The organism is Bradyrhizobium sp. STM 3557, assembly GCF_045571465.1.
In the GTDB taxonomy this organism is placed as follows: Bacteria; Pseudomonadota; Alphaproteobacteria; order Rhizobiales; family Xanthobacteraceae; genus Bradyrhizobium.
The window spans coordinates 6,531,218-6,555,390 of the sequence record NZ_CP120697.1; the positions used below are offsets into that span (position 1 = coordinate 6,531,218).

The 24,173-nt window shown below is 64.1% G+C and carries 13 protein-coding genes; 11 read left to right on the top strand and 2 right to left on the bottom strand.

Going from position 1 to position 24,173, the window contains the following annotated elements:
* Nucleotides 1–69 precede the first annotated feature (69 nt).
* The 6 genes from P6U24_RS30240 to P6U24_RS30265 are packed head-to-tail and all read left to right on the top strand — an operon-like array spanning nucleotide 70 to nucleotide 7,602.
* Nucleotides 70–2,916 carry a bifunctional transaldolase/phosoglucose isomerase gene (locus P6U24_RS30240; RefSeq protein WP_407156081.1) on the top strand — a complete coding sequence of 949 codons (2,847 nt, stop codon included), beginning with the start codon at nucleotides 70–72 and terminating at the stop codon, nucleotides 2,914–2,916.
* 56 nt (nucleotides 2,917–2,972) lie between these two features.
* Nucleotides 2,973–3,971 carry a phosphogluconate dehydrogenase (NAD(+)-dependent, decarboxylating) gene (gnd, locus tag P6U24_RS30245; RefSeq protein ID WP_407156082.1) on the top strand — a complete coding sequence of 333 codons (999 nt, stop codon included), beginning with the start codon at nucleotides 2,973–2,975 and terminating at the stop codon, nucleotides 3,969–3,971.
* A gap of 5 nt (nucleotides 3,972–3,976) precedes the next feature.
* Nucleotides 3,977–5,497 carry a glucose-6-phosphate dehydrogenase gene (gene zwf / locus P6U24_RS30250; protein ID WP_407156083.1) on the top strand — a complete coding sequence of 507 codons (1,521 nt, stop codon included), beginning with the start codon at nucleotides 3,977–3,979 and terminating at the stop codon, nucleotides 5,495–5,497.
* A gap of 11 nt (nucleotides 5,498–5,508) precedes the next feature.
* Complete coding sequence (gene pgl, locus P6U24_RS30255; RefSeq protein WP_407156084.1) at nucleotides 5,509–6,258, top strand: 6-phosphogluconolactonase; 750 nt, start codon at nucleotides 5,509–5,511, stop codon at nucleotides 6,256–6,258.
* Nucleotides 6,239–6,796, top strand: a complete 558-nt coding sequence (locus P6U24_RS30260) for a gluconokinase (RefSeq protein WP_407156085.1) — start codon at nucleotides 6,239–6,241, stop codon at nucleotides 6,794–6,796. The genes pgl and P6U24_RS30260 overlap by 20 nt, the downstream gene beginning before the upstream one ends.
* Nucleotides 6,793–7,602: an HAD family hydrolase gene (locus P6U24_RS30265; RefSeq protein ID WP_407156086.1), complete on the top strand. Its 810-nt coding sequence runs from the start codon at nucleotides 6,793–6,795 to the stop codon at nucleotides 7,600–7,602. Before P6U24_RS30260 ends, P6U24_RS30265 begins: the two co-directional genes overlap by 4 nt.
* A 150-nt stretch (nucleotides 7,603–7,752) precedes the next feature.
* On the opposite strand, the gene P6U24_RS30270 is transcribed toward P6U24_RS30265, so the two are convergent.
* Together P6U24_RS30270 and malQ are read right to left on the bottom strand one after the other, a co-directional pair.
* Nucleotides 7,753–9,564, bottom strand: coding sequence for a glycoside hydrolase family 15 protein (locus tag P6U24_RS30270; protein ID WP_407156087.1), 1,812 nt, complete (start codon nucleotides 9,562–9,564; stop codon nucleotides 7,753–7,755).
* Nucleotides 9,565–9,598: 34 nt separating this feature from the next.
* Nucleotides 9,599–11,569, bottom strand: coding sequence for a 4-alpha-glucanotransferase (malQ, locus tag P6U24_RS30275; RefSeq protein WP_407156088.1), 1,971 nt, complete (start codon nucleotides 11,567–11,569; stop codon nucleotides 9,599–9,601).
* 514 nt (nucleotides 11,570–12,083) lie between these two features.
* On the opposite strand from malQ, the gene treS reads away from it, so the two are divergent.
* Genes treS through treY form a run of 5 tightly spaced genes read left to right on the top strand, consistent with a single transcriptional unit; the run spans nucleotide 12,084 to nucleotide 24,162 of the window.
* Complete coding sequence (gene treS, locus P6U24_RS30280) at nucleotides 12,084–15,383, top strand: maltose alpha-D-glucosyltransferase (protein ID WP_407156089.1); 3,300 nt, start codon at nucleotides 12,084–12,086, stop codon at nucleotides 15,381–15,383.
* Complete coding sequence (gene glgB / locus P6U24_RS30285) at nucleotides 15,380–17,524, top strand: 1,4-alpha-glucan branching protein GlgB (protein WP_407156090.1); 2,145 nt, start codon at nucleotides 15,380–15,382, stop codon at nucleotides 17,522–17,524. Before treS ends, glgB begins: the two co-directional genes overlap by 4 nt.
* Before the next feature lie 4 nt (nucleotides 17,525–17,528).
* Nucleotides 17,529–19,604: a glycogen debranching protein GlgX gene (gene glgX / locus P6U24_RS30290; protein ID WP_407156091.1), complete on the top strand. Its 2,076-nt coding sequence runs from the start codon at nucleotides 17,529–17,531 to the stop codon at nucleotides 19,602–19,604.
* Complete coding sequence (gene treZ, locus P6U24_RS30295; RefSeq protein ID WP_407156092.1) at nucleotides 19,601–21,370, top strand: malto-oligosyltrehalose trehalohydrolase; 1,770 nt, start codon at nucleotides 19,601–19,603, stop codon at nucleotides 21,368–21,370. Before glgX ends, treZ begins: the two co-directional genes overlap by 4 nt.
* Nucleotides 21,370–24,162, top strand: a complete 2,793-nt coding sequence (gene treY / locus P6U24_RS30300; protein ID WP_407156093.1) for a malto-oligosyltrehalose synthase — start codon at nucleotides 21,370–21,372, stop codon at nucleotides 24,160–24,162. Before treZ ends, treY begins: the two co-directional genes overlap by 1 nt.
* Nucleotides 24,163–24,173 lie beyond the last annotated feature (11 nt).

The window sequence follows — 24,173 nt, forward strand, 5'->3', positions numbered from 1 at the left end:
TGACAAAAGCCAGCCTGCGCCGAATGCTGGAACCTCCAAAAAAGCAAGCCAGCGCACATAGATAGGCCCATGAATCCCGTCAAGAAACTCGAACAGCATGGCCAGGCCGTCTGGCTGGATTTCCTCGCCCGCGGCTTCGTCGCGAAGGGTGACCTCAAGCGGCTGATCGATGAGGACGGCGTCAAAGGCGTGACGTCGAACCCGTCCATTTTCGAGAAGGCGATCGGTAGCTCCGACGAATATGACGCCCCGATCGGCAAGGCTCTCAAGAGCGGCGACCGGCCCGTTTCCGCGCTGTTCGAGGCGCTCGCGGTCGAGGACATCCGGCATGCCGCCGACGTGCTGCGCCCGGTCTACGACCGCCTCGACGGCAATGACGGTTTCGTCAGCCTGGAGGTCTCGCCCTATCTCGCGCTGGATACCAAAGGCACGATCGCCGAGGCCAAGCATCTGTGGAAGGCGGTCGACCGCAAGAACCTGATGATCAAGGTGCCGGCCACCGAGGAGGGCCTGCCCGCGATCGAGCACCTGATCGGCAAGGGCATCAGCATCAACATCACGCTGCTGTTCTCGCAAGCGGTCTATCGCGAAGTGGTCGAAGCCTACCTGTCTGGTCTGGAGGCCTATGTCGAAGCGGGCGGCGATCCATCGCATATCGCCAGCGTCGCCTCGTTCTTCGTCAGCCGCATCGACACCATGGTCGACAAGCAGCTGGACGAGAAGATCGCCAAGGCGAACGATCCGACCGAGAAGGAGCGCCTCACCGCGCTGAAGGGCAAGGTCGCCATCGCGAACGCCAAGATGGCGTATCAGGATTACAAGCGGCTGTTCTCAGGTGCACGCTGGGAAGCGCTCGCCGCCAAGGGCGCCAAGCCGCAGCGGCTGCTATGGGCGTCCACCGGCACCAAGAACAAGGATTATCGCGACACGCTCTATGTCGAGGAGCTGATCGGCCCCAACACCGTCAACACGATGCCGCCGGCGACGCTCGACGCCTTCCGTGACCATGGCAAGGTGCATGATACCCTCGAGGAGAACATCGACGGGGCGAAAGCCGTGCTCGATGAGCTCGCGCACACAGGGATCTCGCTCGACGCGATCACGGCGGAGCTGGTCAAGGACGGCGTCAAGCAGTTTGCCGATGCTGCCGACAAGCTCTACGGGGCCGTCGCCCACAAGCGCGCAACCGTGCTCGGCGACAATATCGGCGGGCAGACGATCGCAGCCGGCGCCGAACTCGACAAGAAGGTCGAGAAGACCACGGAAGAATGGCGCGCCAGCGCCAAGATTCGCAGGCTGTGGCAGAAGGACTCGTCGGTCTGGACCGGTGCCGACGAGCACAAATGGCTGGGCTGGCTGACCAGCCCGGCCAAGGCCAACCTCGCCGACTATGAGGATTACGCCCAGCGCGTGAAGGGCCAGAAATTCTCCGATGCCGTCGTGCTCGGCATGGGCGGCTCCAGCCTTGGGCCGGAGGTGCTGGCCGAGACCTTCCCGCGCAAATCCGGCTTCCCCAAGCTGCGTGTGCTCGATTCCACGGACCCGGCGCAGGTGCGGGCGATGGAGAAGGCGATCGACATCTCCAGGACGGTGTTCATCGTCTCCTCGAAGTCCGGCGGCACCACCGAGCCGAACGCCATGAAGGACTACTTCTTCGCGCGCGTCTCCGAGGCGATCGGCGCGGCGAAGGCCGGCCATCGCTTCATCGCCGTCACCGATCCCGGCTCATCGCTGGAGAAGACCGCGCAGCGTCAGGGTTTTGCGCGCATCTTCCACGGCGAGCCATCGATCGGCGGCCGCTACTCCGTGCTGTCGCCGTTCGGCCTGGTGCCGGCCGCGACCGCCGGAATCGACGTTCGCAAGCTGATCACCAGCGCGCTGTCGATGGTGCGCTCCTGCGGAGCCGACGTGCCGCCGCATGAGAATCCCGGCGTTCAGCTGGGGCTCGCGATGGGCCTTGCCGGCCTCGAAGGCCGCGACAAGGTGACGATCTTCTCCTCAGCCAAGATCGCCGATTTCGGCGCGTGGGCCGAGCAGCTGATCGCGGAGTCCACCGGCAAGGAAGGCAAGGGCCTGATCCCGATCGATGGCGAGCCGCTGGGCGAGCCAGCCTCTTACGGCAACGATCGCTTCTTCATCGACATCCGCACCGAGGACGAGCAGGACGAGGCGCATGAGCAGAAGCTCAAGGCGCTCGAAGAGGCCGGCCATCCGGTGGCGCGCATCATCATGCAATCGATCGATCAACTCGGCCAGGAATTTTTCCGCTTCGAGATGGCGGTCGCGGTCGCCGGCAGCGTGCTCGGCATCAACCCCTTCGATCAGCCTGATGTCGAGGCCGCCAAGATCAAGACCCGCGAGCTCACGGCCGAATTCGAAAAAACCGGCGCATTGCCGAGCGAACAGCCGGTGATGTCGGCGAAAGGCTGCGAGCTCTACACCGATGCGCACAATGCGGAGGCGCTGCGCGAGCATGGCGCCGACGGCAGCTTGACCTCGTGGCTGAAGGCGCATCTCGCGCGCGCCGACAAGGGCGACTATGTCGCCCTGCTCGGCTACGTCGAGCGCAATGAAGGCAATATCGATGCGCTGCAGGCGATGCGCGTGAAACTGCGCGACCGCAAGCATGTTGCGACCTGCGCCGAATTCGGCCCACGTTTCCTGCACTCCACCGGCCAGGCATACAAGGGCGGCCCCGACAGCGGCGTGTTTCTGCAGATCACCGCCGACGACGCCATGGACCTGGAGATCCCCGGCCAGAAGGCGAGCTTCGGCGTCATCAAGGCAGCGCAGGCGCGCGGCGATTTCGACGTGCTGACCGAGCGCGGCCGGCGCGCCCTGCGCGTACATCTCAAGGGCAATCTCAAATCGGGACTGAAGATGCTGGACGCCGCGATCACGGAGGCGCTGAGCTGATGTGCGTGCCGACCATGCTCACGATCTAACGCGTTCAAGTCAGGGAAGTCAGTCAAATGCAGCTCGGCATGATCGGCTTGGGGCGGATGGGCGGCAACATCGTCCGCCGCCTGATGCGCGATGGACATAAGACCGTCGTCTACGACCGCGATACGAAGGCGGTCGCGTCCCTCGCAGCCGATGGCTCGGTGGGCGCCAGCAGCCTCGAGGAGTTCGTCGGCAAGCTCGACAAGCCGCGGACCATCTGGGTGATGCTGCCGGCGGGCAAGATCACCGAAGATACCATCGCGCAGCTTGCGAAGCTGATGGAGTCCGGCGATGTCATCATCGACGGCGGCAACACCTTCTGGCAGGACGATGTTCGCCGCGGCAAGACGCTGAAGGAGCGCGGTTTGCATTACATTGACGTCGGCACGTCCGGCGGCGTCTGGGGTCTCGATCGCGGCTATTGCATGATGATCGGCGGCGACAAGGAAGTCGTCGACCGGCTCGATCCGATCTTCGCGAGCCTGGCGCCAGGCACCGGGGACATTCCGCGCACGCCCGGGCGCGACAATCGGGATTCCCGCGTCGAGCGCGGCTATATCCATGCCGGCCCCGTCGGCGCCGGCCACTTCGTCAAGATGATCCACAACGGCATCGAGTATGGCCTGATGCAGGCCTATGCCGAGGGTTTCGACATTCTCAAGAATGCCAGCAGTGAAGCGCTGCCAACGGGGCATCGCTTCGAATTCGACCTCGCCGATATCGCGGAGGTCTGGCGGCGCGGCAGCGTGATCCCGTCCTGGCTGCTCGATCTCACCGCCTCTGCTCTCGCCAAGCAGCCCGGCCTCGAAAAATATTCCGGCTTTGTCGAGGATTCCGGCGAAGGCCGCTGGACGGTGAATGCCGCGATCGACGAGGCCGTGCCGGCCGAGGTGCTGACCGCGGCGCTGTTCGCGCGCTTCCGCTCACGCAAGGATCACACCTTTGCCGAGAAGATCCTCTCGGCGATGCGCGAAGGCTTCGGCGGCCATCATGAGCCGAACGCCCCGACGGCCAAGCCGAAGGGGTAGAGCCGATGGCAAACGGTTCATTTGCGTATAAGAAGCCGGATGCTTGCGCCTTCGTCATCTTCGGAGTCACGGGGGACCTCACCCATCGCCTGGTGCTGCCGTCGCTGTACAATCTGGCGGCCAGCAACCTCTTGCCGGACCGTTTCTGCATCGTCGGCATTACGCGGAAGGAAGCCTCGAGCGAGAAGCTGCGCGAAGACCTGCTGAAGGGCTTGCGCAGATATGCGACACGTCCGGTCGAGGACGAGGTGGCGAAACGCCTCCTGCAATGCGTCACGGCGATCGAGGCCGATCCCAGGGAGCCGGAAAGCTTCGATCAGCTCAAGATGCGTCTGGAGAAGCTCGAAGCCAACCGCGAGACCGGCGGCAACCGGCTGTTTTATCTGGCGACCCCGCCGAGCGCCTTTGCGCCGATCGCCCAGCAGCTCGGCCGCGTCGGCCTGTTGCAGGAAGATGGCGACGGCAGTCCGTGGCGGCGGCTCGTGGTCGAAAAGCCGTTCGGCACCGATCTCGCTTCGGCGAAGGTGCTGAACGACAAGCTGCTCAAGATCCTGAACGAGCACCAGATCTACCGGATCGATCATTATCTCGGGAAGGAGACAGTGCAGAACATCCTGGTGCTGCGCTTCGCCAACGGCATGCTGGAGCCGATCTGGAATCGGCACCACATCGATCACGTCCAGATCACGGTCCACGAGAAGCTCAGTGTGGGCACCCGCGGCAGCTTCTATGATGCGACCGGCGCGTTGCGCGACATGGTGCCCAATCATCTCTTCCAGCTGCTGTCGCTGGTTGGGATGGAGCCGCCGGCACGTTTCGATGCACACACCGTGCGCTCGGAGAAGGCCGAGGTGCTGGCCGCCATCCAGATCCAGAGCGAGGACGAAGCGCTGCGGAATTCGGTGCGGGGCCAGTACACGGCGGGGCGGATCGGCGACACCGATCTGCCCGATTACCGCAGCACCGAGGACGTCAGGCCGGACAGCGCGACCGAGACCTATGCTGCACTGAAGCTGACCATCGACAATTGGCGCTGGGCGGGCGTGCCCTTCTACCTGCGCACCGGCAAGGCGCTGGATCAGAAGCGCACCGAGGTGGCGATCAAATTCCGCCAGGCCCCGTTCGCGATGTTCACCTGCACACCAGTCGAGAGCTTGGCGGAGAACTATCTGGTCATCGCCATCGAGCCGACCCAGGGCATCACTCTGCAGTTCAACACCAAGGTGCCGGGACCGACGATCCGCACCGAAGGCGTGCAGATGAAGTTCAACTACAAGGACTATTTCAAGGCGGAGCCTGCGACCGGCTACGAGACGCTGATCTATGACTGCATGATCGGCGACAACATGCTGTTTCAGCGTGCCGACAGCGTCGAGGCAGGCTGGAAGGCGGTGCAGCCTTTCATCGACGCCTGGAAGAAAGCCGGACGTGAGGGCCTGCAGACCTACGCCGCCGGAAGCGAAGGACCGGAGGCAGCCGCGGAGCTCCTGATCCGTGATGGCCGCAGCTGGCGCAAGCCGGGCTAGCGGGGACGGCCATGTCGGATCGTCGCCAATTGGTGCGCGTAGCCGACAAGGCGGCGCTGGCGGCGGCCGCCGCCGAGCAACTGCTGGCTCAGATCGATGCCAATCCAGCGCGCATCGCGATCTGCCTGACTGGCGGGTCGAGCCCGAAGCAGCTCTATGAGCTGCTCGCGACCATGCCCTATCGCAGCCGGATCCCCTGGGATCGCGTGCATTGGTTCGTCGGCGACGAGCGCTTCGTTGCCGCGGGCGATCCGCTGCACAACATGACGATGGCGCGGCGGGCATTCCTTGATGCCTGCGCACCGCCCGCAAACATCCATCCGATTCCGACCGACGGCACCGATCCGGACGCCTGCGCGCGCCGCTATGGGGAGGAGTTGCGGGCGTTCTACGGAGCGGACCGGCTTGATCCCATCAGGCCGCTGTTTGATCTGGTGCTGATGGGGATCGGCCCCGATGGCCACACCGCTTCGCTATTTCCGGGCTTTCCGGCGCTGGAGGTGCGCGATCGCTGGGTGGTCGGCGTCGACCATGCCAACGTCGCGCCTTTCGTCCCACGGGTCAGCCTGACGCTGCCGGTGTTGGCGTCCTGTCGCAAGATGCTGTTCGAAGTGGCGGGGGAAGACAAGCGGGCGATCTTGACGCGGGTGCTGTCCGGCGAGAATCTGCCGGCCAATCGCGCCCGCTCGGAGCACCAGACGGTGTTCCTGATCGATGCGGCCGCGTGGCCGGAGAATTTTCGTGACCAACCCGACGTCTGAGCTGCCTTGCGCCCTGGTGATCATGGGGGTGGCCGGCTCGGGAAAAAGCACCATTGGCGAGGCGCTGGCGCGGCGCCTTGGCTGGCGCTATGAGGACGGCGATAGCTTCCATCCCGCAGCCAATGTCGCGAAGATGAGCTCCGGGCAGCCCCTGACCGACGAGGACCGCTGGCCCTGGCTGAAGGCGATCGCCGCCGAGATCGAGCGCTGCCGGCGGGCCGGCGAGCACGTCATCATCGCCTGCTCGGCGCTGAAAAAGGCCTATCGCGACATCCTGGTGCATGGCCGCGACGACATCAGGATGGTCTATCTGTGCGGCAGCCAGGGTCTGGTCGCCGACCGGCTGAACCACCGCAAAGGCCATTTCATGCCGCCCGGCCTGCTCGACAGCCAGTTTGCCGCGCTGGAGCCACCGTCGCCCGAGGAGCGGCCGATCACCGTCTCGATCGATGCGCCGGTCGAGACCATCGTAGACGAGGTGCTGCAGCAATTGCAGCCCAGCCCGCCCTCTCCCCTGCTTTCCAGGAATCACGCATGACCCGTATTGCGCTTGTCGTGTCCGACGTCGACGGCACGCTGCTGACCAAGGACAAGACTTTGACCGACGCCGCACGAAAGGCGGCGCAGCGGCTGCACGAGGCCGGCATCGCCTTCACGATCACCTCGAGCCGGCCCGCGATCGGCATGCGCTTTTTGGTCGAGCCGCTTGGCATCACGCTTCCGGTCGGCCCGTTCAACGGCTCTTCCATCGTCGACGTCAACATGCGCCCGATCGAGCAGAGCCTGATCCCGGCCACGGCCGCCAAACATGCGCTCTCCGTGCTGGACAAGTTCGGCGTCGACATCTGGCTGTTCACCAACGAGGCGTGGCTGACGAAGAATCCCGATGGCCCCTATGTGCCGAACGAGAAGCGCGCGATCCTGGCCGACCCGACCATCATCGCCGACTTCTCGCCTTATCTCTCTGCGGCTTGCAAGATCGTCGGCTCGAGCCGCGATTTCGATCTCCTGGTCCGCTGCGAGGCGGCGATGCACGACGCCCTGGGCACGCAGGCGCTCGCGGTGCGGTCGCAGAACTACTATCTCGATATCACGCCGCCCGGCCACGACAAGGGCACCTTCGTGACCGCAACGGCGCAGCGGCTGGGCATTCCGCTGAGCGCGGTCGCGACCATCGGCGACATGCACAATGATGTGGCGATGTTCAAGGTGAGCGGACTGTCGATCGCGATGGGCAACGCCTCCGACGAGGTGAAGAGCTTCGCCAGCCGCGTGACGACCTCCAACGAGGATGAGGGCTTTGCCAAGGCGATGGAGCTGATCCTGAAGGAGAATGCTCCGTAGACCCACGCATTCTCGCGTCGTCCCGGCGAACGCCGGGACCCATAATCCGCAGCAGTCGTTTGTGGCACGTCGTTAATTGTCAGCCGTCGCAACATAGCCGGCGGTGGGTATCGGTCCCGGCTCAAGGCCGGGACGACAGCGCCTCATCGGTCACTCCGACCGCTGCATCGCCGGCTTCTCGCTCCTGTGCTTGGCGTCGCACAGATTATGCGCGGTGTTGATCAGCGCGATGTGGGTCAGGGCCTGCGGGAAATTGCCGGTCTGCCGCGCCGCGCCGGTATCGAATTCCTCGGCGAGCAGGCCGAGATCATTGGCGATGGCGACCGCACGCTTGAACAGCGCCTCGGCCTTGGCAATATCGCCGGCCAGCACATGCGCATCGGCAAGCCAGAACGTGCAGGCCAGGAACGCACCTTCCGTCGGGTCGAACTCGCCAAGCTTTGGCTCGCGGGGATCGTGCCGCAGCACGAAACCATCGCGCATCAGATGCTGCTCGATCGCGGCAATCGTGCCGCGAATGCGGGAATCGGTCGGCGGCAGGAAGCCCACGGCCGGCAACAGCAGCAGGCTGGCATCCAGCCATCGCGAACCGTAGGATTCGACGAAGCTGTTGAGCGTGGGATCGAAGCCCTTCTCGCAGACCTCGCGATGGATGGTTGCGCGCAGGGCCTGCCAGTCCTGCAGCGGCGCATCATTGAAGCCGAATTTCTGCGCGCTCTTGATGGCGCGGTCGAACGCAACCCAGGTCATCACCTTGGAGAAGACGTAGTGCCGGCCGTCTCCGCGCCGTTCCCAGATGCCGTGATCCGGCTGATCCCAGACCTCGGCGAGATGGGCGAGCACCGCGCATTCGAGCGCCCACGTGCCGTCGTTCAGCTTGAGCTTGGTCACGCGCGACTGGTGGAAGGCATCCATCAGCTCGCCATAGACGTCGAGTTGCAGCTGCGCGTGCGCGGCATTGCCGATCCGCACCGGCCGCGCGCCCTCATAGCCGGGCAGCCAGTCGGCCTCCCACTCAAGCAGCCGCCGTTCGCCTTTGATGCCGTACATGATCTGCATATGGGCGGGCGCTCCGGCCGCGGCGCGGAGCAGCCAGTTGTGCCAGGCCATCGCCTCTTCGGTATAGCCCGAGTTCATCAGCGCCAGCAGCGTGAAGGTCGCATCGCGCAACCAGCAGAAGCGATAGTCCCAGTTGCGGGCGCCGCCGAGCTTTTCCGGCAGCGACGTGGTGGGCGCGGCGACGATGCCGCCGGTCGGAGCAAAGGTCAGCGCCTTCAGCGTGATCAGCGAGCGCACCACCAGATCGCGGCAGTCGCCCTGGAAGGTGCAGCGGCTGCACCAATCGCGCCAATATGCCTCGGTATCCGCAAGCGCCTGATCCGGATCGATCGACGCTGGCACCGGCAGATATGACGGCCCATAGGTCAGCACGAACGGAACGGTCTCGCCAGCCTTGACCTCGAATTCGGCAACCGTCGTCAGATTCTCGCCACGCGTCTGGACCAGCGTGCGCAGCACGGTCATGTCCTGGCCGCAGATGGCGAGCAGCGCCGAACCATCCTCCGTGCGCCGCACCCAGGGGATATCGACGCCGAAGCCGAAGCGAATGATGAGCTCCATCCGCATCGCGACCGTGCCGCGCACGCCGCGCACCAAACGCACGATATCCGAGGCCTTGCCGCGCGGCGGCATGAAGTCGATCAGATCGACGACGCCCGCAGTCGTTTCGAACCGGGTCTCCAGGATCAGGCTGTCGCCGCGATAGCGGCGCGACGCCGCCGTGACTTGGCCTTGCGGTGCAAGCAGCCAGCGGCCGTGCCGACGCTCGCCGAGAAGAGCGGCAAAGCAGGCGTCGGAATCGAAGGCCGGCCAGCACAACCAGTCGATCGATCCGTCGCGGCCGACGAGGGCGGCGGTCTCGCAATCGCCGATCAGGGCGTAATCTTCGATCCTGGAGGACATTCTGACGCCTAACGAACGATGCCTCTTGCAGAAATCAGCCTGCCGCTCTGGCCCGCCCGGCGGTGGTGGCCTTCAACGCGGCAACATCGAAGGCCTGGGTGAGATCCTCAAGCGCCACCGGCATCTTCTGTCGCCAGTTCGGATGCTCGTTGATCGTGCCCGGAATGTTGGGCTGCGGGACCACCCCGAGCAGATCTTCCAGCGAGATCGCCAGCAGCCGCGAGCGCGTGCGCGACAGGAAGCTGATGACCGAGTAAAGATCATTCCTCTCGATCGTATTGTGCCGCAGCACCTCGTCCAGCATCGCGAGTGCATGCCAGCGCTCCTGGTCGGTCTCGCCCGGGTCGATGCCGAGCCCGCGCTTGGTCTTCAGATCGCCGAAGGAGCGCCAGCCGGCATAGGTCGAGAGATCATGGGTGCTGAAGGTGATCAGCGCGTTCGGCGCGTAATAATCGACATCACGGAAGCGACCTGCCTCGTCGCGCTCGAAGATCATCACCTTGTACGACCAGATGCCCCAATCGGCCATCTGCTCGCGGAAGCCTTCCGGGACCGTGCCAAGATCCTCGCCGATGACGACGCAACGATTGGCCGCGCTTTCCAGCGCGGTTGCAGCCAGCAGCGCGTCGAACGGCATCTGGGCATACGCCCCCTGCCGTGCAGGAAAGCCATGCGGCACGAGATAGAGCCGCTTCAGGCCCAGCACGTGATCGAGCCTGATCGCGCCGGCATGGCGCATCGAGGCCCGCAGCATGTCGCGGAACGGCTGAAACGATTTCTGCTCCAGTCCGGGCGCATTGAACCCCGCAAGACCCCAGTTCTGTCCCACGGTGTTGAGCGGATCCGGCGGCGCGCCGACCGAGAGGCTGCGCGAAATCGCACCCTGCTCGTTCCAGGCGTCGAATCCGTCCGACTGCACGCCGACAGCCACATCGAGATAGAGACCGACTTTCATGCCGAGCTGATGGGCAAGATCCTTGCACGCGCGCAGCTGCCGCTCGGCAAGCCATTGCACATACATGACGAAGCGCGCTTCGCCCTTGTCAGATCCCTGCAATATTGCCAGGCACTTGTCGTGATCGGGCTGCTGCCACTCGGCCGGCCACTCCCACCATGGTGTCTTGAAGCGATGGCGCAGCACTTCGAAGGCCGCGAAGCGTTCGAGCAATTCGCCCCGCTCGGCGCAATAGGTCGCAAATTCCTTGGCCTCTGCGCTGTCGTTCATCGCACTGAAGGCCGCGAAAGCCGCGCGCAGCGCCGGCCATTTCAGCGCCGCGACGCTGTTATAGTCGACCTGCTCGGTCTGCCTGACACGCGCGAGCGCCTCGCGATCAGTGCCAGTCTTGAAGCCCGGCGCCTTCTCGACGTCGATATAAAGTGCGTTGAGAAACAGCCGGCTGTTCGGCGCATAAGGGCTGAAGTCGCCGGGCCGGTCGTCGAACAGCGCATGCAGCGGATTGAGACCGACGCCTTCGGCGCCAAGCTCCGCGGACAACGTGATCAGATTGGCGAGATCGGTGAAATCGCCGACGCCCCAATTGCGCCCTGAACGGATGCCGTAAAGCTGCACCGCGAGCAGCCAGCCGCGCTCGAAATCGCCGAGGAAGGCCTTTTCCGGCGCGACCAGCAGCGGGACCTCTTCATGACATGACGATGCATCGACGAGTTCGATACGATACGAACCAACCGCAAGATCATCCGGCCAGCCGATCATCCGCTCGGCGGCGTTGCCACTGGCGACCACCTTCGCATGACCATCCTGCCCGGCACTGAGCTCGCGAATCGTCCAGGACACCGGCAGCACGGCTTGCTCGTGCAGGCGCGAACGCGCCGGCAGCCCGGAGCGAATCACCACCGCGCCATCGATGAGCCGGCGGGGTGGCGCCTCCGGAAAGGCTTCGACGATGATCTTGAGCGCCGCCTCGTCAGTGACGTGGCGAACGCCTTGGCCATCAAAAAATTCGGTCAGGATTCCGAGGTTATGAGCTTGGCTGAAGAGATCCATTCGGCACGCGCTTTGCACGTAACGGATTCAACCGTCACGGGATTCGTTAAGAGCGACAACGAGATAGTCTTGCCTAACGCTTCGGCTCGGCTCCTGGTTCCCGCCGGAACCAAAGCAAGCGAAGCGGCTTTGTATAGGGTTGGGACGTCGTCCGCGCTAGTGTGGCGTGTCTGACATTCGCGCAAGAATGTCCGCGGGTCCGTTAAGCGAGTGTCAGGCACAAGGCCACGCCAGAATTGTGATTCTGCAGGTGTCCATCGGTTCTGACATTCGTAAACGAGCCCTGCGGCAACATGATACGAATGTCAGAACCGGGACACCAGCGCGACGAACCGTCAATTTCTTGTCAATGGCATCACCGTGAACAAAATCACTCAAACTCTCGGGAGCGCCCTCGCGTCTGGCGCTTTTGCTTCTATTCTGTCCTCTTTCGAGGACGACCGCCTCGCGCATGGCGGACCCACCTTCCTCTCTCGCCGTGTATTCGTCTCTCGCCGGAAAGCGTGAGGGCTTCATGAACTTGCTGTCTTCCCTTGACGCGACCAATCTCATCACCGATTCCGACGGCGACGGCTTGTGGTACAAGGATGCCATCATCTACCAGCTCCACGTCAAAGCGTTCGCCGACAGCAATAATGACGGTGTCGGCGACTTCGTCGGCCTGACCGAGAAGCTGGACTATCTGCAGGACCTCGGCGTCACCACGCTGTGGCTGCTGCCGTTCTATCCCTCGCCCGGCCGGGATGACGGCTACGACATCGCCGATTACGGCACCATCAACCCCGATTTCGGGACGATGAAGGACTTCAAGCGCTTCATCCAGGAAGCCAAGCGGCGCGGCCTGCGTGTCATCACCGAGCTCGTCGTCAACCACACCTCCGACCAGCACCACTGGTTCAAGCGCGCCCGGCGCAGCGCGCCCGGCTCGAGCGCGCGCAATTGGTATGTCTGGAGCGACACCGACCAGAAATATCAGGGCACGCGGATCATCTTCACCGACACCGAGAAATCGAACTGGACCTGGGATCCGGAAGCCGGCCAGTTCTACTGGCATCGCTTCTTCTCGCATCAGCCGGATCTCAACTTCGACAATCCGCGCGTCGTCAGTGCCATCATCCAGGTGATGAAGCGCTGGCTGGATGCCGGTGTAGACGGCTTCCGGCTCGACGCGATTCCATATTTGTGCGAGCGCGACGGCACCAATAACGAGAACCTGCCCGAGACGCACGCCATCATCAAGCGGCTGCGGATGGAGCTTGACAATTATTCAAAGGGCAAGCTGCTGCTCGCCGAGGCCAACCAGTGGCCGGAAGACGTGCAGGAATATTTCGGCCAGGGCGACGAATGCCACATGGCCTACCACTTCCCATTGATGCCGCGCATCTACATGGCGATCGCGCAGGAAGACCGCTTCCCCATCACCGACATCCTGCGGCAGACGCCCGACATCCCGAGCAACTGCCAATGGGCACTGTTCCTGCGCAACCATGACGAGCTGACACTGGAGATGGTGACCGACGTCGAGCGCGACTATTTGTGGTCGACCTATGCCAACGACCCCCGCGCTCGTATTAATCTTGGCATTCGCCGGCGCCTCGCGCCGCTGATGGACAACGACCGGCGCAAGATCGAGCTGATGAACTCGCTGCTGATGTCGTTCCCGGGCACGCCGATCATCTATTACGGCGACGAGATCGGCATGGGCGACAACATCTATCTCGGCGACCGCAACGGCGTGCGGACTCCGATGCAGTGGACGCCGGACCGCAATGGCGGCTTCTCGCGCGCCGATCCGGCCCGCCTCTATGCGCCCATGATCATGGACCCCGTCTATGGCTACGAGGCCGTCAATGTGGAAGCGCAGTCGCGCAGCCTATCCTCGCTCCTGAACGCAACCAAGCGGCTGATCTCGGTGCGCAAGACCACGCTCGCTTTCGGTCGCGGCACCATGAGCTTCATCCGGCCCGCCAACCGCGCGGTGCTGGCCTATGTCCGGCAGTACAAGGACGAGGTCATCCTCTGCGTCGCCAATCTATCGCGTTCGGCGCAGGCAACCGAGCTCGACCTCTCCCCCTTCAAGAACCGCATCCCGATCGAGATGCTCGGACGCTCGCGCTTTCCCGCGATCGGCGAACTGCCCTACATGATCACGCTCGCGCCTTACGGATTCTACTGGTTCCAGCTCAAGGAGCGCGAGAAATCCGAGCCGGTCGTGCAGCGCGTGGTGCCCGAATTCGAGACCCTGGTGGTGCCGCTCGGCTCGACCTGGGTGTCGCTGGCCCGCACCCGCAGCGTGTTCGAGCGCGACGTGCTGCCGGGCCATCTGTCGCGAACGCGCTGGTATCCCGAGCGCTCGGCTGAAGCGATCCACCCTACGCTCACCTCGGCGATCCCGTTCTGCGACATCGGCGACAACCGGCCGTGGCTGATCTTCTTCAAGGCCGCCGAGCAGAAGGAGACCACGCGCTTTCTGCTGCCGATGCAGATCGAATGGGTGCGGTTCGACCGCGAGCGCTACAATCCGCAGGCCCTCGCCGCCGTGCGCCAGGGCGCCCGCGAGGGCACCCTGCTCGATGTCGCGACCAGCCCGATCTTCCTGGCGCTGCTGCTGCACAACCTGCGGCGCTCGTTGACCGTGGAAGAAAATGGCCTGCAGCTCGAATTCCGGCCGACCGGCAAATTCCCGGATAAGACCATCCGCGAATCCGAGCATATCCGCAGCATCGAAACCGACCGCTGCAACAGCCTCGCGGTGATCGACAACGAATTCTTCGTCAAGATCCATCGCGAACTCGAGGCAGGCATCCATCCCGAGATCGAGATCGGGCGCTTCCTGACCGAGGTCGCAGGGTTTGCCAACACGCCGCCCCTGCTCGGCAGTGTCGAGCTCGTGCACGACGATGAGCGCCGCGCGCTTGGCAGCGTTCACGGCTTCATCGAGAACCAGGGCAATGGCTGGACGGTCAGCCTCGCCTATCTCGACCGCTTCGTCGACGAGCAGCGCGTGCGAGGTGCCAATGACGATGCGGGCCTGAGCCAGGAGCAGCCGCCTTATCTGCGTTATTTGACGCAGGCCGGCCGGCGCGTCGGCGAGCTGCACGCCGCGCTGACCTCGAGCACCGATCTCGTCGATTTCGTGCCGGAGCCGACGCGCGCAGACGATGTCGATCACTGGATGGACAGCATCAGGGCGCAGGCAGGCCGTGTCTTCGCGACCTTGGCCGAGCGCCGCGACCGCTTCAAGGACGCCGAACGCGCGTTGGTCGACCAGGTGTTGGCCAGGCAGACGGACCTCTATGAGCTGCTTTCAACGCTGCTGCCGCACGACGTCGACGGCTTGAATATTCGGCTCCATGGCGATTTCCATCTCGGCCAGATCCTGATCGTCAAGGACGACATCTTCATCGTCGATTTCGATGGCGATGAGCGGCTGTCGCTTGCCGAGCGGCGACGTAAGGCGCCGCCGGCGCGCGACATCGCCGGCTTCCTGCGCTCGATCGACTGCTCGGTGCGGATGGCGCTGGAGCGTGCGCTGCGGACGGCGCCGGACGATCATGGCCGGCTGTCGGCGGCGCTGTCGGACTGGCGCGATCAAGCGGCCGCCGCATTCCTTGCCGGCTATCGCGAGATCAAGGCAAATCAACGCCTCTGGCCGGCTGACCCGCATACGGTCGAAGCCATCTTGCGCTTCTTCATGCTGGAAAAAGCCGTGGCCGAGACCGAATATGAGCTGGCTCACCGGCCTGATTGGCTGCGCATTGCACTGAGCAATCTGCTTCACGTTCTCTCCGTTCCCGCTAGCGAGTCCGCATGACCCAGCTTTCTTCCGAGGCATTTGCGATCATCGAAGGTCGGCACGCCGACCCGTTTCGCTATCTCGGCCAGCACCCCGACGGCGACAACGCTGTCGTCCGCGCCTTCCTGCCCGAAGCCTCGCGCGTCGAGGCGGTCGGCGAGCGTGGCGGCGTCGCACCGATGTCACGCATCCATGACGCCGGCCTGTTCGCCGGCACGCTGTCAGGGGGCCTGCAGCGCTACCATTTGCGTGCGCATTTCGGCGATCATGTTGTCGATCTCGACGATCCCTATCGCTTCCTGCCGATCCTGAGCGATTACGATCTCTATCTGCTCGGTGAAGGCACCGACCAGCGGCTCTACGACAAGCTCGGCGCGCATCCCATGACGATCGACGGCACCGATGGTGTCGGCTTCGTCGTCCTCGCCCCCAACGCCAAGCGCGTCAGCGTGGTCGGCGATTTCAATTTCTGGAATGCGCGGCGTCATCCGATGCGCGTGCGCGGTAGCGGCTATTGGGAGCTGTTCATCCCGCATGCCAAGGTCGGCGATCATTACAAATTCGATCTGCTCGGCGCACATGGCGAGCATCTGCCGCTGAAGTCCGATCCGCTTGCCTTTGCCGCCGAGGTCCGGCCCAAGACGGCTTCGATCGTGCTGGACGAGAAGAAGCTGCCGCATCCGCGGCCTGCGCCTTCAGGCACCAACGCGATCAACGCGCCGATCTCGATCTACGAGGTGCATCTCGGCTCGTGGCGGCGCAAGAACGGCAACGAATGGCTGACCTATCGCGAGCTCGCCGAGCAGTTGCCGGCCTATGCGCGCGACATGGGCTTCACCCATGTCGAGTTCATGCCGGTCAGCGAGCACCCATTCGACGGCTCCTGGGGCTATCAGCCGACCGGCCTGTTCGCACCAACCAGCCGCTTCGGTACGCCGGAGGATTTCTCCGCACTGGTCGACGCCTGTCACCGCGAGGGCCTCGGCGTCTGGCTCGACTGGGTCCCCGGCCACTTCCCCGATGATCCGCATGGGCTCGGACGTTTCGACGGCACAGCGCTCTATGAGCACGCCAACCCGATGCAGGGCCGCCATCTCGACTGGGGCACGCTGATCTACAATTACGGCCGCACCGAAGTGCGCAACTTCCTGATTTCGAACGCGCTGTTCTGGGTGGACCGCTACGGCATCGATGGTTTGCGCGTCGATGCAGTAGCCTCGATGCTCTATCTCGATTACAGCCGGCCGGCGGGTGGATGGATTCCCAACAAATATGGCGGGCGCGAGAACCTGGAGGCGATCGATTTCCTGCGCCGCTTCAACACCGAGCTGTTCGGCCGCTATCCGCATGCCACCACGGCGGCCGAGGAGTCGACCTCCTGGCCGCAGGTATCACGGCCGGTCGATACCGGTGGGCTCGGCTTCGGCTACAAGTGGAACATGGGCTGGATGAACGACACCTTGCGCTACGTCAGCAAGGATCCGATTCATCGCCGCTATCACCATGGCGACATCCTGTTCGGCCTGCATTACGCGTTCTCTGAAAACTTCATCCTGCCGCTGTCCCATGACGAAGTCGTGCACGGCAAGCGGTCGATCCTTGGGCGGATGCCCGGCGACAGCTGGCAACGCTTTGCGAACTTGCGCGCCTATTACAGCTTCATGTTCGGCCACCCCGGCAAGAAGCTCCTGTTCATGGGCTGTGAGATCGCGCAGGAGCGCGAATGGAATCACGATCATTCGCTCGACTGGCACCTGCTTGGAGATGCCCGACATTTCGGCATCCAGTCGCTGATCCGCGATCTCAACAAGCTCTATCGCAGCCAGCCCGCCCTGCACGAACTCGACTGCGACGGCGCGGGTTTCGAATGGATCATTACCGATGACGCCGATCACAACGTCTTCGCCTGGCTCCGCAAGGGCAAGGATGCACGCGCGCGCTGCGTCGTCGTCGTGAATTTTTCGCCCAACGTGTACTACAACTACAAGGTCCGGGCGCCGTTTGGCGGCAAATGGCGGGAAGTTTTCAATTCGGATTCCGCTCACTACGGCGGCAGCAATGTCGGCAATATCGGCGAGGTCCATGCCTCTGAAGGTCAGAACGAGCTCTCTCTCACCGTCCCGCCCCTGGCAGCGATATTTCTCGTCCCGGAAGGCTGACTCTATGCGCCTTTCCGCTGGAACCTTCTCGCGCCTCGGTGCAAGCTGGGACGGCCGCGGGACCAACTTCGCATTGTTTTCAGCCAATGCCCACAAGGTCGAGCTCTGCCTGTTCGACAATCAGGGCCGTCGCGAGATCGAGCGCATCGAGCTGCCCGAGCGCACCGAGGACGTCTGGCACGGCTATCTCAACGACGTCTCGCCCGGACAGCTCTACGGCTACCGGGTCTACGGTCCCTACGAGCCCGAGCACGGCCATCGCTTCAACCCGAACAAGCTGCTGCTCGATCCCTATGCCAAGCGCCTCGCCGGGCGCCTGGTATGGAGCGACGCGCATTTCGCCTATCGTGCGGGAAGCCCGCGCGAGGATCTCTCGTTCGATCGCCGCGACAATGCGCGCGGCATGCCGAAGGCCGTCGTCATCGATGAGACCTTCAACTGGGGCCGGCGCGAAATGCGGCCGCAGATCCCCTGGGAAGACACCATCATCTACGAGGCTCATGTCAAGGGTTTGACGTACAAGCGCGACGACGTGCCGCCGAACCTGCGCGGCACGTTCGGCGGATTGTCCTCGCCGGCCATGATCAAGCACCTGAAGCGGCTCGGCGTCACTACGATCGAGCTGTTGCCGGTGCACGCCTTCATCGACGACCGCATCCTGGTCGAGAAGAAGCTGGTGAACTATTGGGGCTACAACACCATCTCCTTCTTTGCACCGGAGCCGCGCTACGCGCAGGACAACGCGCTCGATTCCTTCCGCACCGCCGTGGCACGGCTGCATGATGCCGGAATCGAGGTGATGCTGGACGTCGTCTATAATCACACGGCGGAGGGCAATCATCTCGGGCCCACGCTGTGCTTTCGCGGCATCGACAACGCATCCTACTACTGGCTGAAGCCGGACAATCCGCGCTACTATGACGACTTCACCGGCTGTGGCTCCTCGGTCAATCTCACCCATCCGCGCGTGCTGCAGATGGTGATGGATTCGCTGCGCTATTGGGTCGAGGTGTGCCATGTCGACGGCTTCCGCTTCGACCTCGCCACCACGCTGGCGCGCGAGCCGCACGGCTTCGACCGCAAGAGCGGCTTTCTCACCGCGATCAGGCAAGACCCGGTGCTGTCGAGCGTCAAGCTGGTCGCCGAACCCTGGGACGTCGGACTAGGCGGCTATCAGGTGGGCGCCTTCCCCTCGCAATGGTCCGAGTGGAACGACCGCTATCGCAGCGCCATGCGCCGCTACTGGAGCGGCGAAGGCAGCCTGATCGGCGAGGTGTCGAGCCGCATGACCGGCTCGTCGGACCTGTTCAACCATGACGGCCGCACCCAGCGCGCCAGCGTCAATCACGTCACCGTGCACGACGGTTTCACGCTCGCCGACCTCTTCAGCTACAACGCCAAGCACAACGAGGCCAACGGCGAGGACAATCGTGACGGCTCCAACGACAATCACAGCAATAATTGCGGTCACGAAGGTCCGACCGACGATCCTGCGATCAACGCGCTGCGCCGGCAACTACGCAAGAACCAGCTCGCCTGTCTGTTCCTGGCTCAGGGTCTGCCGCTGCTATTGGCTGGCGACGAGGTCGGCAATTCGCAGAACGGCAACAACAACGCCTATTGCCAGGACAATGAGGTCGGCTGGGTCAGCTGGAGCGGCCTCGGCCGCGAAGGCGACGATCTCACCGATTTCATCGCCCATATGACCCAACTGCGGCAACGCTTCGGCCAGATCCGCGCGCGGCGCTGGCTCGAGGGACGCCGCCCCGACGGCTCGTTCGGGGTCCTGTGGCTGACCCCATCGGCCGCGGAGATGACGAACGCGGACTGGACCTTTCCCGACGGTCGATTTCTGGCCTATGTGCTTGGCCCGGTGGAACAAGAGCAGGCACCGATCTTTATCGTGCTGAACGCAGCACCTGAAGAGATCGCATTCACGTTGCCCAAGATGACCGAATACAAAACCTGGCAACAGGTGTTGAATACGACGGAAGCGAAGCCGACCTCCGCCGATTTCTCACCGGGCACCGAGCTGAAAGCGCCCCCGCGCTCCGTGCTGGCCTATGCGGGCCTGTCATGAGATCGCGCCAGTTCGGCCCTCGCGTCAGCAAGGATGGTGTTTCGTTCCGGCTCTGGGCGCCCGCAGCCAAGCGGGTCGATCTCCTACTCGACCGCGCGTTGCCGATGCAACGCCGCGACGACGGCTGGCATGCCGTCGACGTTCCCGGCCTGACGGCAGGCAGCCGCTACAAATTCCGCATCGACAATGAACTCGAGGTGCCTGATCCCGGCTCTGACTTCCAGCCGGATGACGTGACCGGTCCGAGCGAGGTGATCGACCACGGCGCCTATGCCTGGCGTGCCAAGGACTGGCGCGGGCGGCCGTGGCAGGACGCGGTGTTCCTCGAAAGCCATGTCGGCACCTTCACGCATGAGGGCACTTACCGCGCGATGATCGACAAGCTCGATCATCTGGTCGAAACCGGGATCACCGCGCTGGAGTTGATGCCGCTGGCGGATTTCGCAGGGCGCCGCAATTGGGGTTACGACGGCGTGCTGCTTTATGCACCCGACAGCGCCTATGGTCGGCCGGACGATCTGCGCGCGCTGATCGACGAGGCACACTTGCGCGGTCTCATGGTGTTCCTCGACGTCGTCTACAATCATTTCGGACCGGAGGGAAACTATCTCGGCCACTACGCGCCTGAGTTCTTCACCGCCGCCCATACGCCATGGGGTAGCGCGATCGATTATCGCGTTCCGCAAGTGCGGGCATTTGCGATCGAGAACGCGCTGCACTGGCTGGCGGACTATCGCTTCGACGGCCTGCGCTTCGATGCCGTCAATCATATCTTCGGCGTCCGGGACGAGATCCCGCTGCTGCATGAGTTGAGCGCGGCGGTCGGCGATCTTGCCACGGAAACGGGCCGGCACATTCACCTCGTGCTGGAGAATGGCGACAATCGCGCCAGCATGCTGGATTCCGCCGAGGATCCGCCGCGTGGCAAGTTTCGCGCGCAGTGGAATGACGATTATCACCACGTCTGGCATGTGATGCTGACCGGCGAGAGCGCCGGCTATTACGGCGACTATCAGGATGATCCGCGCGGCGATCTAGCGCGCGCGCTCAGCTCGGGCTTTGTCTATCAGGGCAAGCGGGCGGCCTTCTGGGGCGGCGAGCCGCGGGGCGAACCGAGCGGACACCTCGCGCCCAGCGCCTTCGTCAACTTCCTGCAGAACCACGACCAGATCGGCAATCGCGCGCTCGGCGACCGCCTGGAGTCGATCGCCGCGCCCGCGGCGGTCGCTGCGGCGCTCGCGGTGACGCTACTGGCCCCGACGGTGCCGATGCTGTTCATGGGCGAAGAATGGGGCTCCAGGCGGCCATTTCCGTTCTTCTGCGACTTCCAGGGCGGACTTGCGGACGCGGTGCGCAAGGGCCGGCGCATCGAGTACGAATGGGCCTACAGCAAATATGGCGATGAGGTGCCCGATCCGCTTGCCGTCGAGACATTCAAGTCGGCCGTCATCGACTGGGAGGCGCGCAATCAATCACCGGGCAAGGAGCGCCTGGCGCTGGTGCGCGGCCTACTCGCGGTGCGCCACAAGGAGATCGCGCCGCGGCTGCCGGGCGCCACGTTCGGCGAGGCGCGTGCCGGCGCCGATGGCCTGCTCACTGCAGACTGGATCATGGGCGACGGCACGCGCCTGCATCTGATCGCCAATCTCTCGGCGAGCGAGTTGAGCCCGCCCCGCACGAGACCGGCTGGCAAGCCGATCTGGGGCGGCGCCCTCACCGACCGCCTGCTTCCCTGGTCGGTGCTGTGGAGTCTTGGAGAGGTGTGATGCCTGCAGCGATTCCGCTCGCGACCTATCGCCTGCAGCTCACTGCGGATTTCAATTTCGACGCGGCTGCATCGATAGTACCGTATCTGAAGGCGCTGGGCATCAGCCATGTCTATGCCTCGCCCTTCATGAAGGCGCGCAAGGGCTCGGCACACGGCTACGACGTCGTCGACCATACCAAGTTCAACCCAGAACTGGGCGGCGAGGAAGGCTTTGCCCGGCTCTCGGCAGAGCTGAAGAACAACGATCTCGGCCTGATCCTCGACTTCGTGCCCAACCATGTCGGCGTGCATTACGACGACAATCCCTGGTGGCTGGACGTGCTCGAATGGGGACAGGCCTCACCCCATGCGGCCTCATTCGACATCGACTGGGATCAGCTGTCCTACCGCGCCCGCGGCGGCGTGCTGTTGCCGATCATCGGCTCGTCCTATGGCGAGGCGCTGGAGCACGGTGAGATCGAGCTGCGCTACGATGCCGATGAAGGCAGCTTCTCCTGCTGGTACTACGAGCATCGCCTGCCGATCGCGCCGGAGCGCTATGGCGAGATGCTGCGGATCATCATCCAGGAGGCTGGTGCCGAACACAGCGATGCGGGCCAGCGCATGCTGGAGCTCGCTGCGCGCTATCAAGGACTGCGGCATCCGAACCGCAAGGAGGCTCCCGGCTTCAAGGCCGAGTTGAAGGCCATCCCCGGCGCCGCCGAGATCATTACCCGCGGCCTTGCTGCCTATCGCGCCGGCCCCGATCGTCCGGCACGGACGTTGGCGCTGCACCACCTGTTGGAGCGGCAGCATTACAAGCTCGGACATTGGCGGCTGGCCTCCAGCGACATCAACTACCGCCGCTTCTTCGACGTCAACACTTTGGCCGGGCTTCGCGTCGAGGATGCCGGCACGTTCGAAGCCATTCATCGCCTGGTGAAGAAGCTCATCGCCGACGGCCAGCTGCAGGGCCTGCGGCTCGATCATATCGATGGCTTGCGCGATCCTGCACAATATTTCCAGCGGCTGCGCCGGCTGATCCGCGATGCGCGTGGTCCTGCCGCCGGACCGTTCTATGTGGTGATCGAGAAGATCGTCTGCGAGCACGAGAAACTGCCGAGCTTTGCCGGCGTCCACGGCACCACCGGCTATGAGTGGATGAATGCCATCACCCATGTGCTGATCGACGGCAAGGGCCTCGATCCGCTGGACGAGATCTGGCGCCAGCTCTCCAACAGCCCGCCGCGGCTGGAGCCCGTGCTGAAGGCGGCCAAGCGCCGCGTGCTGGAGACGCTGCTGACCAGCGAATTCACCGTGCTGACGCGGCTGCTCGCCCGCATCGCCAACGGGCACTACTCGACTCGCGACTATTCGGAGGACAGCCTTCGCCAGGCGCTCGAACTCTATGTGCTGCACTTCCCGGTCTATCGCACCTATCTGACGACGGCGATGCCCACCGCCGCCGACCGTGCGCTGATCGAGCACGCGATCGTCCGTGCGCGCGCCGAATGGTTCGCCTCGGACGGCTCGATATTCGACTTCCTGCGCGATGCGCTGACCATGGATCTCGTCAGAGGCCACCGCAAGGCGACGCACAGCGTGCCGCGCGTGCGCCGCTTTGCGCTGAAGGTGCAGCAGTTCACCGGGCCTGTCATGGCGAAATCGCTGGAGGACACCGGCTTCTATCGCTTCCATAGGCTACTGGCGCTGAACGAGGTCGGGGGCAATCCGGCCGCCGGTGCGCTTTCCACCCCGGACTTTCACGCGTTGATGCGCGATCGCGCAAAGCACTGGCCGCACGGCATGAGCGCGACCGCAACCCACGACACCAAGCGCGGCGAGGACGCGCGGGCGCGGCTGATGGCGCTGACCGAACTTCCGTCCGATTGGACCTCGACAGTGGCCCGCTGGAAGCTCCTGAACGCGCCGCATCTGGTCACCGATGGCGCGATGCGCAGTCCGTCGGCGACGTTCGAATACATGCTGTATCAGACCCTGCTCGGCATCTGGCCGGCCGAGGGCGACGACGAGACATTGCCGGAGCGCCTGCAGGCCTATGCGCTGAAGGCCGCGCGCGAAGGCAAGCAGGAGACGAGCTGGCTCAATCCCAACGAGGCCTATGAGACCGGCTTGCGCACCTTCATCGCGCGCATCCTCGATCCGGCGCTGTCGGGCGAATTCCTGCTGTCACTCGATACGTTCGCGCGGCGAACCAGTCTGCTCGGCGCGCTCAATTCGCTGAGCCAGATCACTCTGAAGGCGACAATGCCCGGCGTGCCCGACTTCTATCAGGGAACCGAGTTCTGGGACCTGTCCATGGTCGATCCCGACAACCGCCGTCCGGTCGATTTTGCCGCGCGGGCGGCTGCGCTTCGCGAGGTCGATACGCCGGACTGGGATAGCCTCTCCCGCGACTGGCGCGACGGCCGGATCAAGCTGGCCTGGACGCGGCGCCTGCTGCAGCTGCGGAGCGCGCTGCCCTCTGTGTTCACGAACGGCGCCTACGAGCCGCTCGAGGTCAGCGGTCCACATGCCGACCACATCATTGCCTTTGCCCGGCGTCACGGCCGCGATGCCGCGATCGTCGTCGTCGGCCGCGCGATGGCGCCGTTCTGCGACCACGGCCGCACATGGCTGCGCGCCGACGCATTCGACGCGGCGGTGCAACTCGGCGGCTATGCAGCGAATGGCTTTGCGGGCGCGAGTGAGCTTGCGGTGTCGGCGCTGTTTGCCCATCTGCCTGCGGCCGTCGTGAAGGCCCGCACTGATGCCGCTGCACCGCGATTGCGACCACGCGTGACCGCCTGATCGCGCTCAGA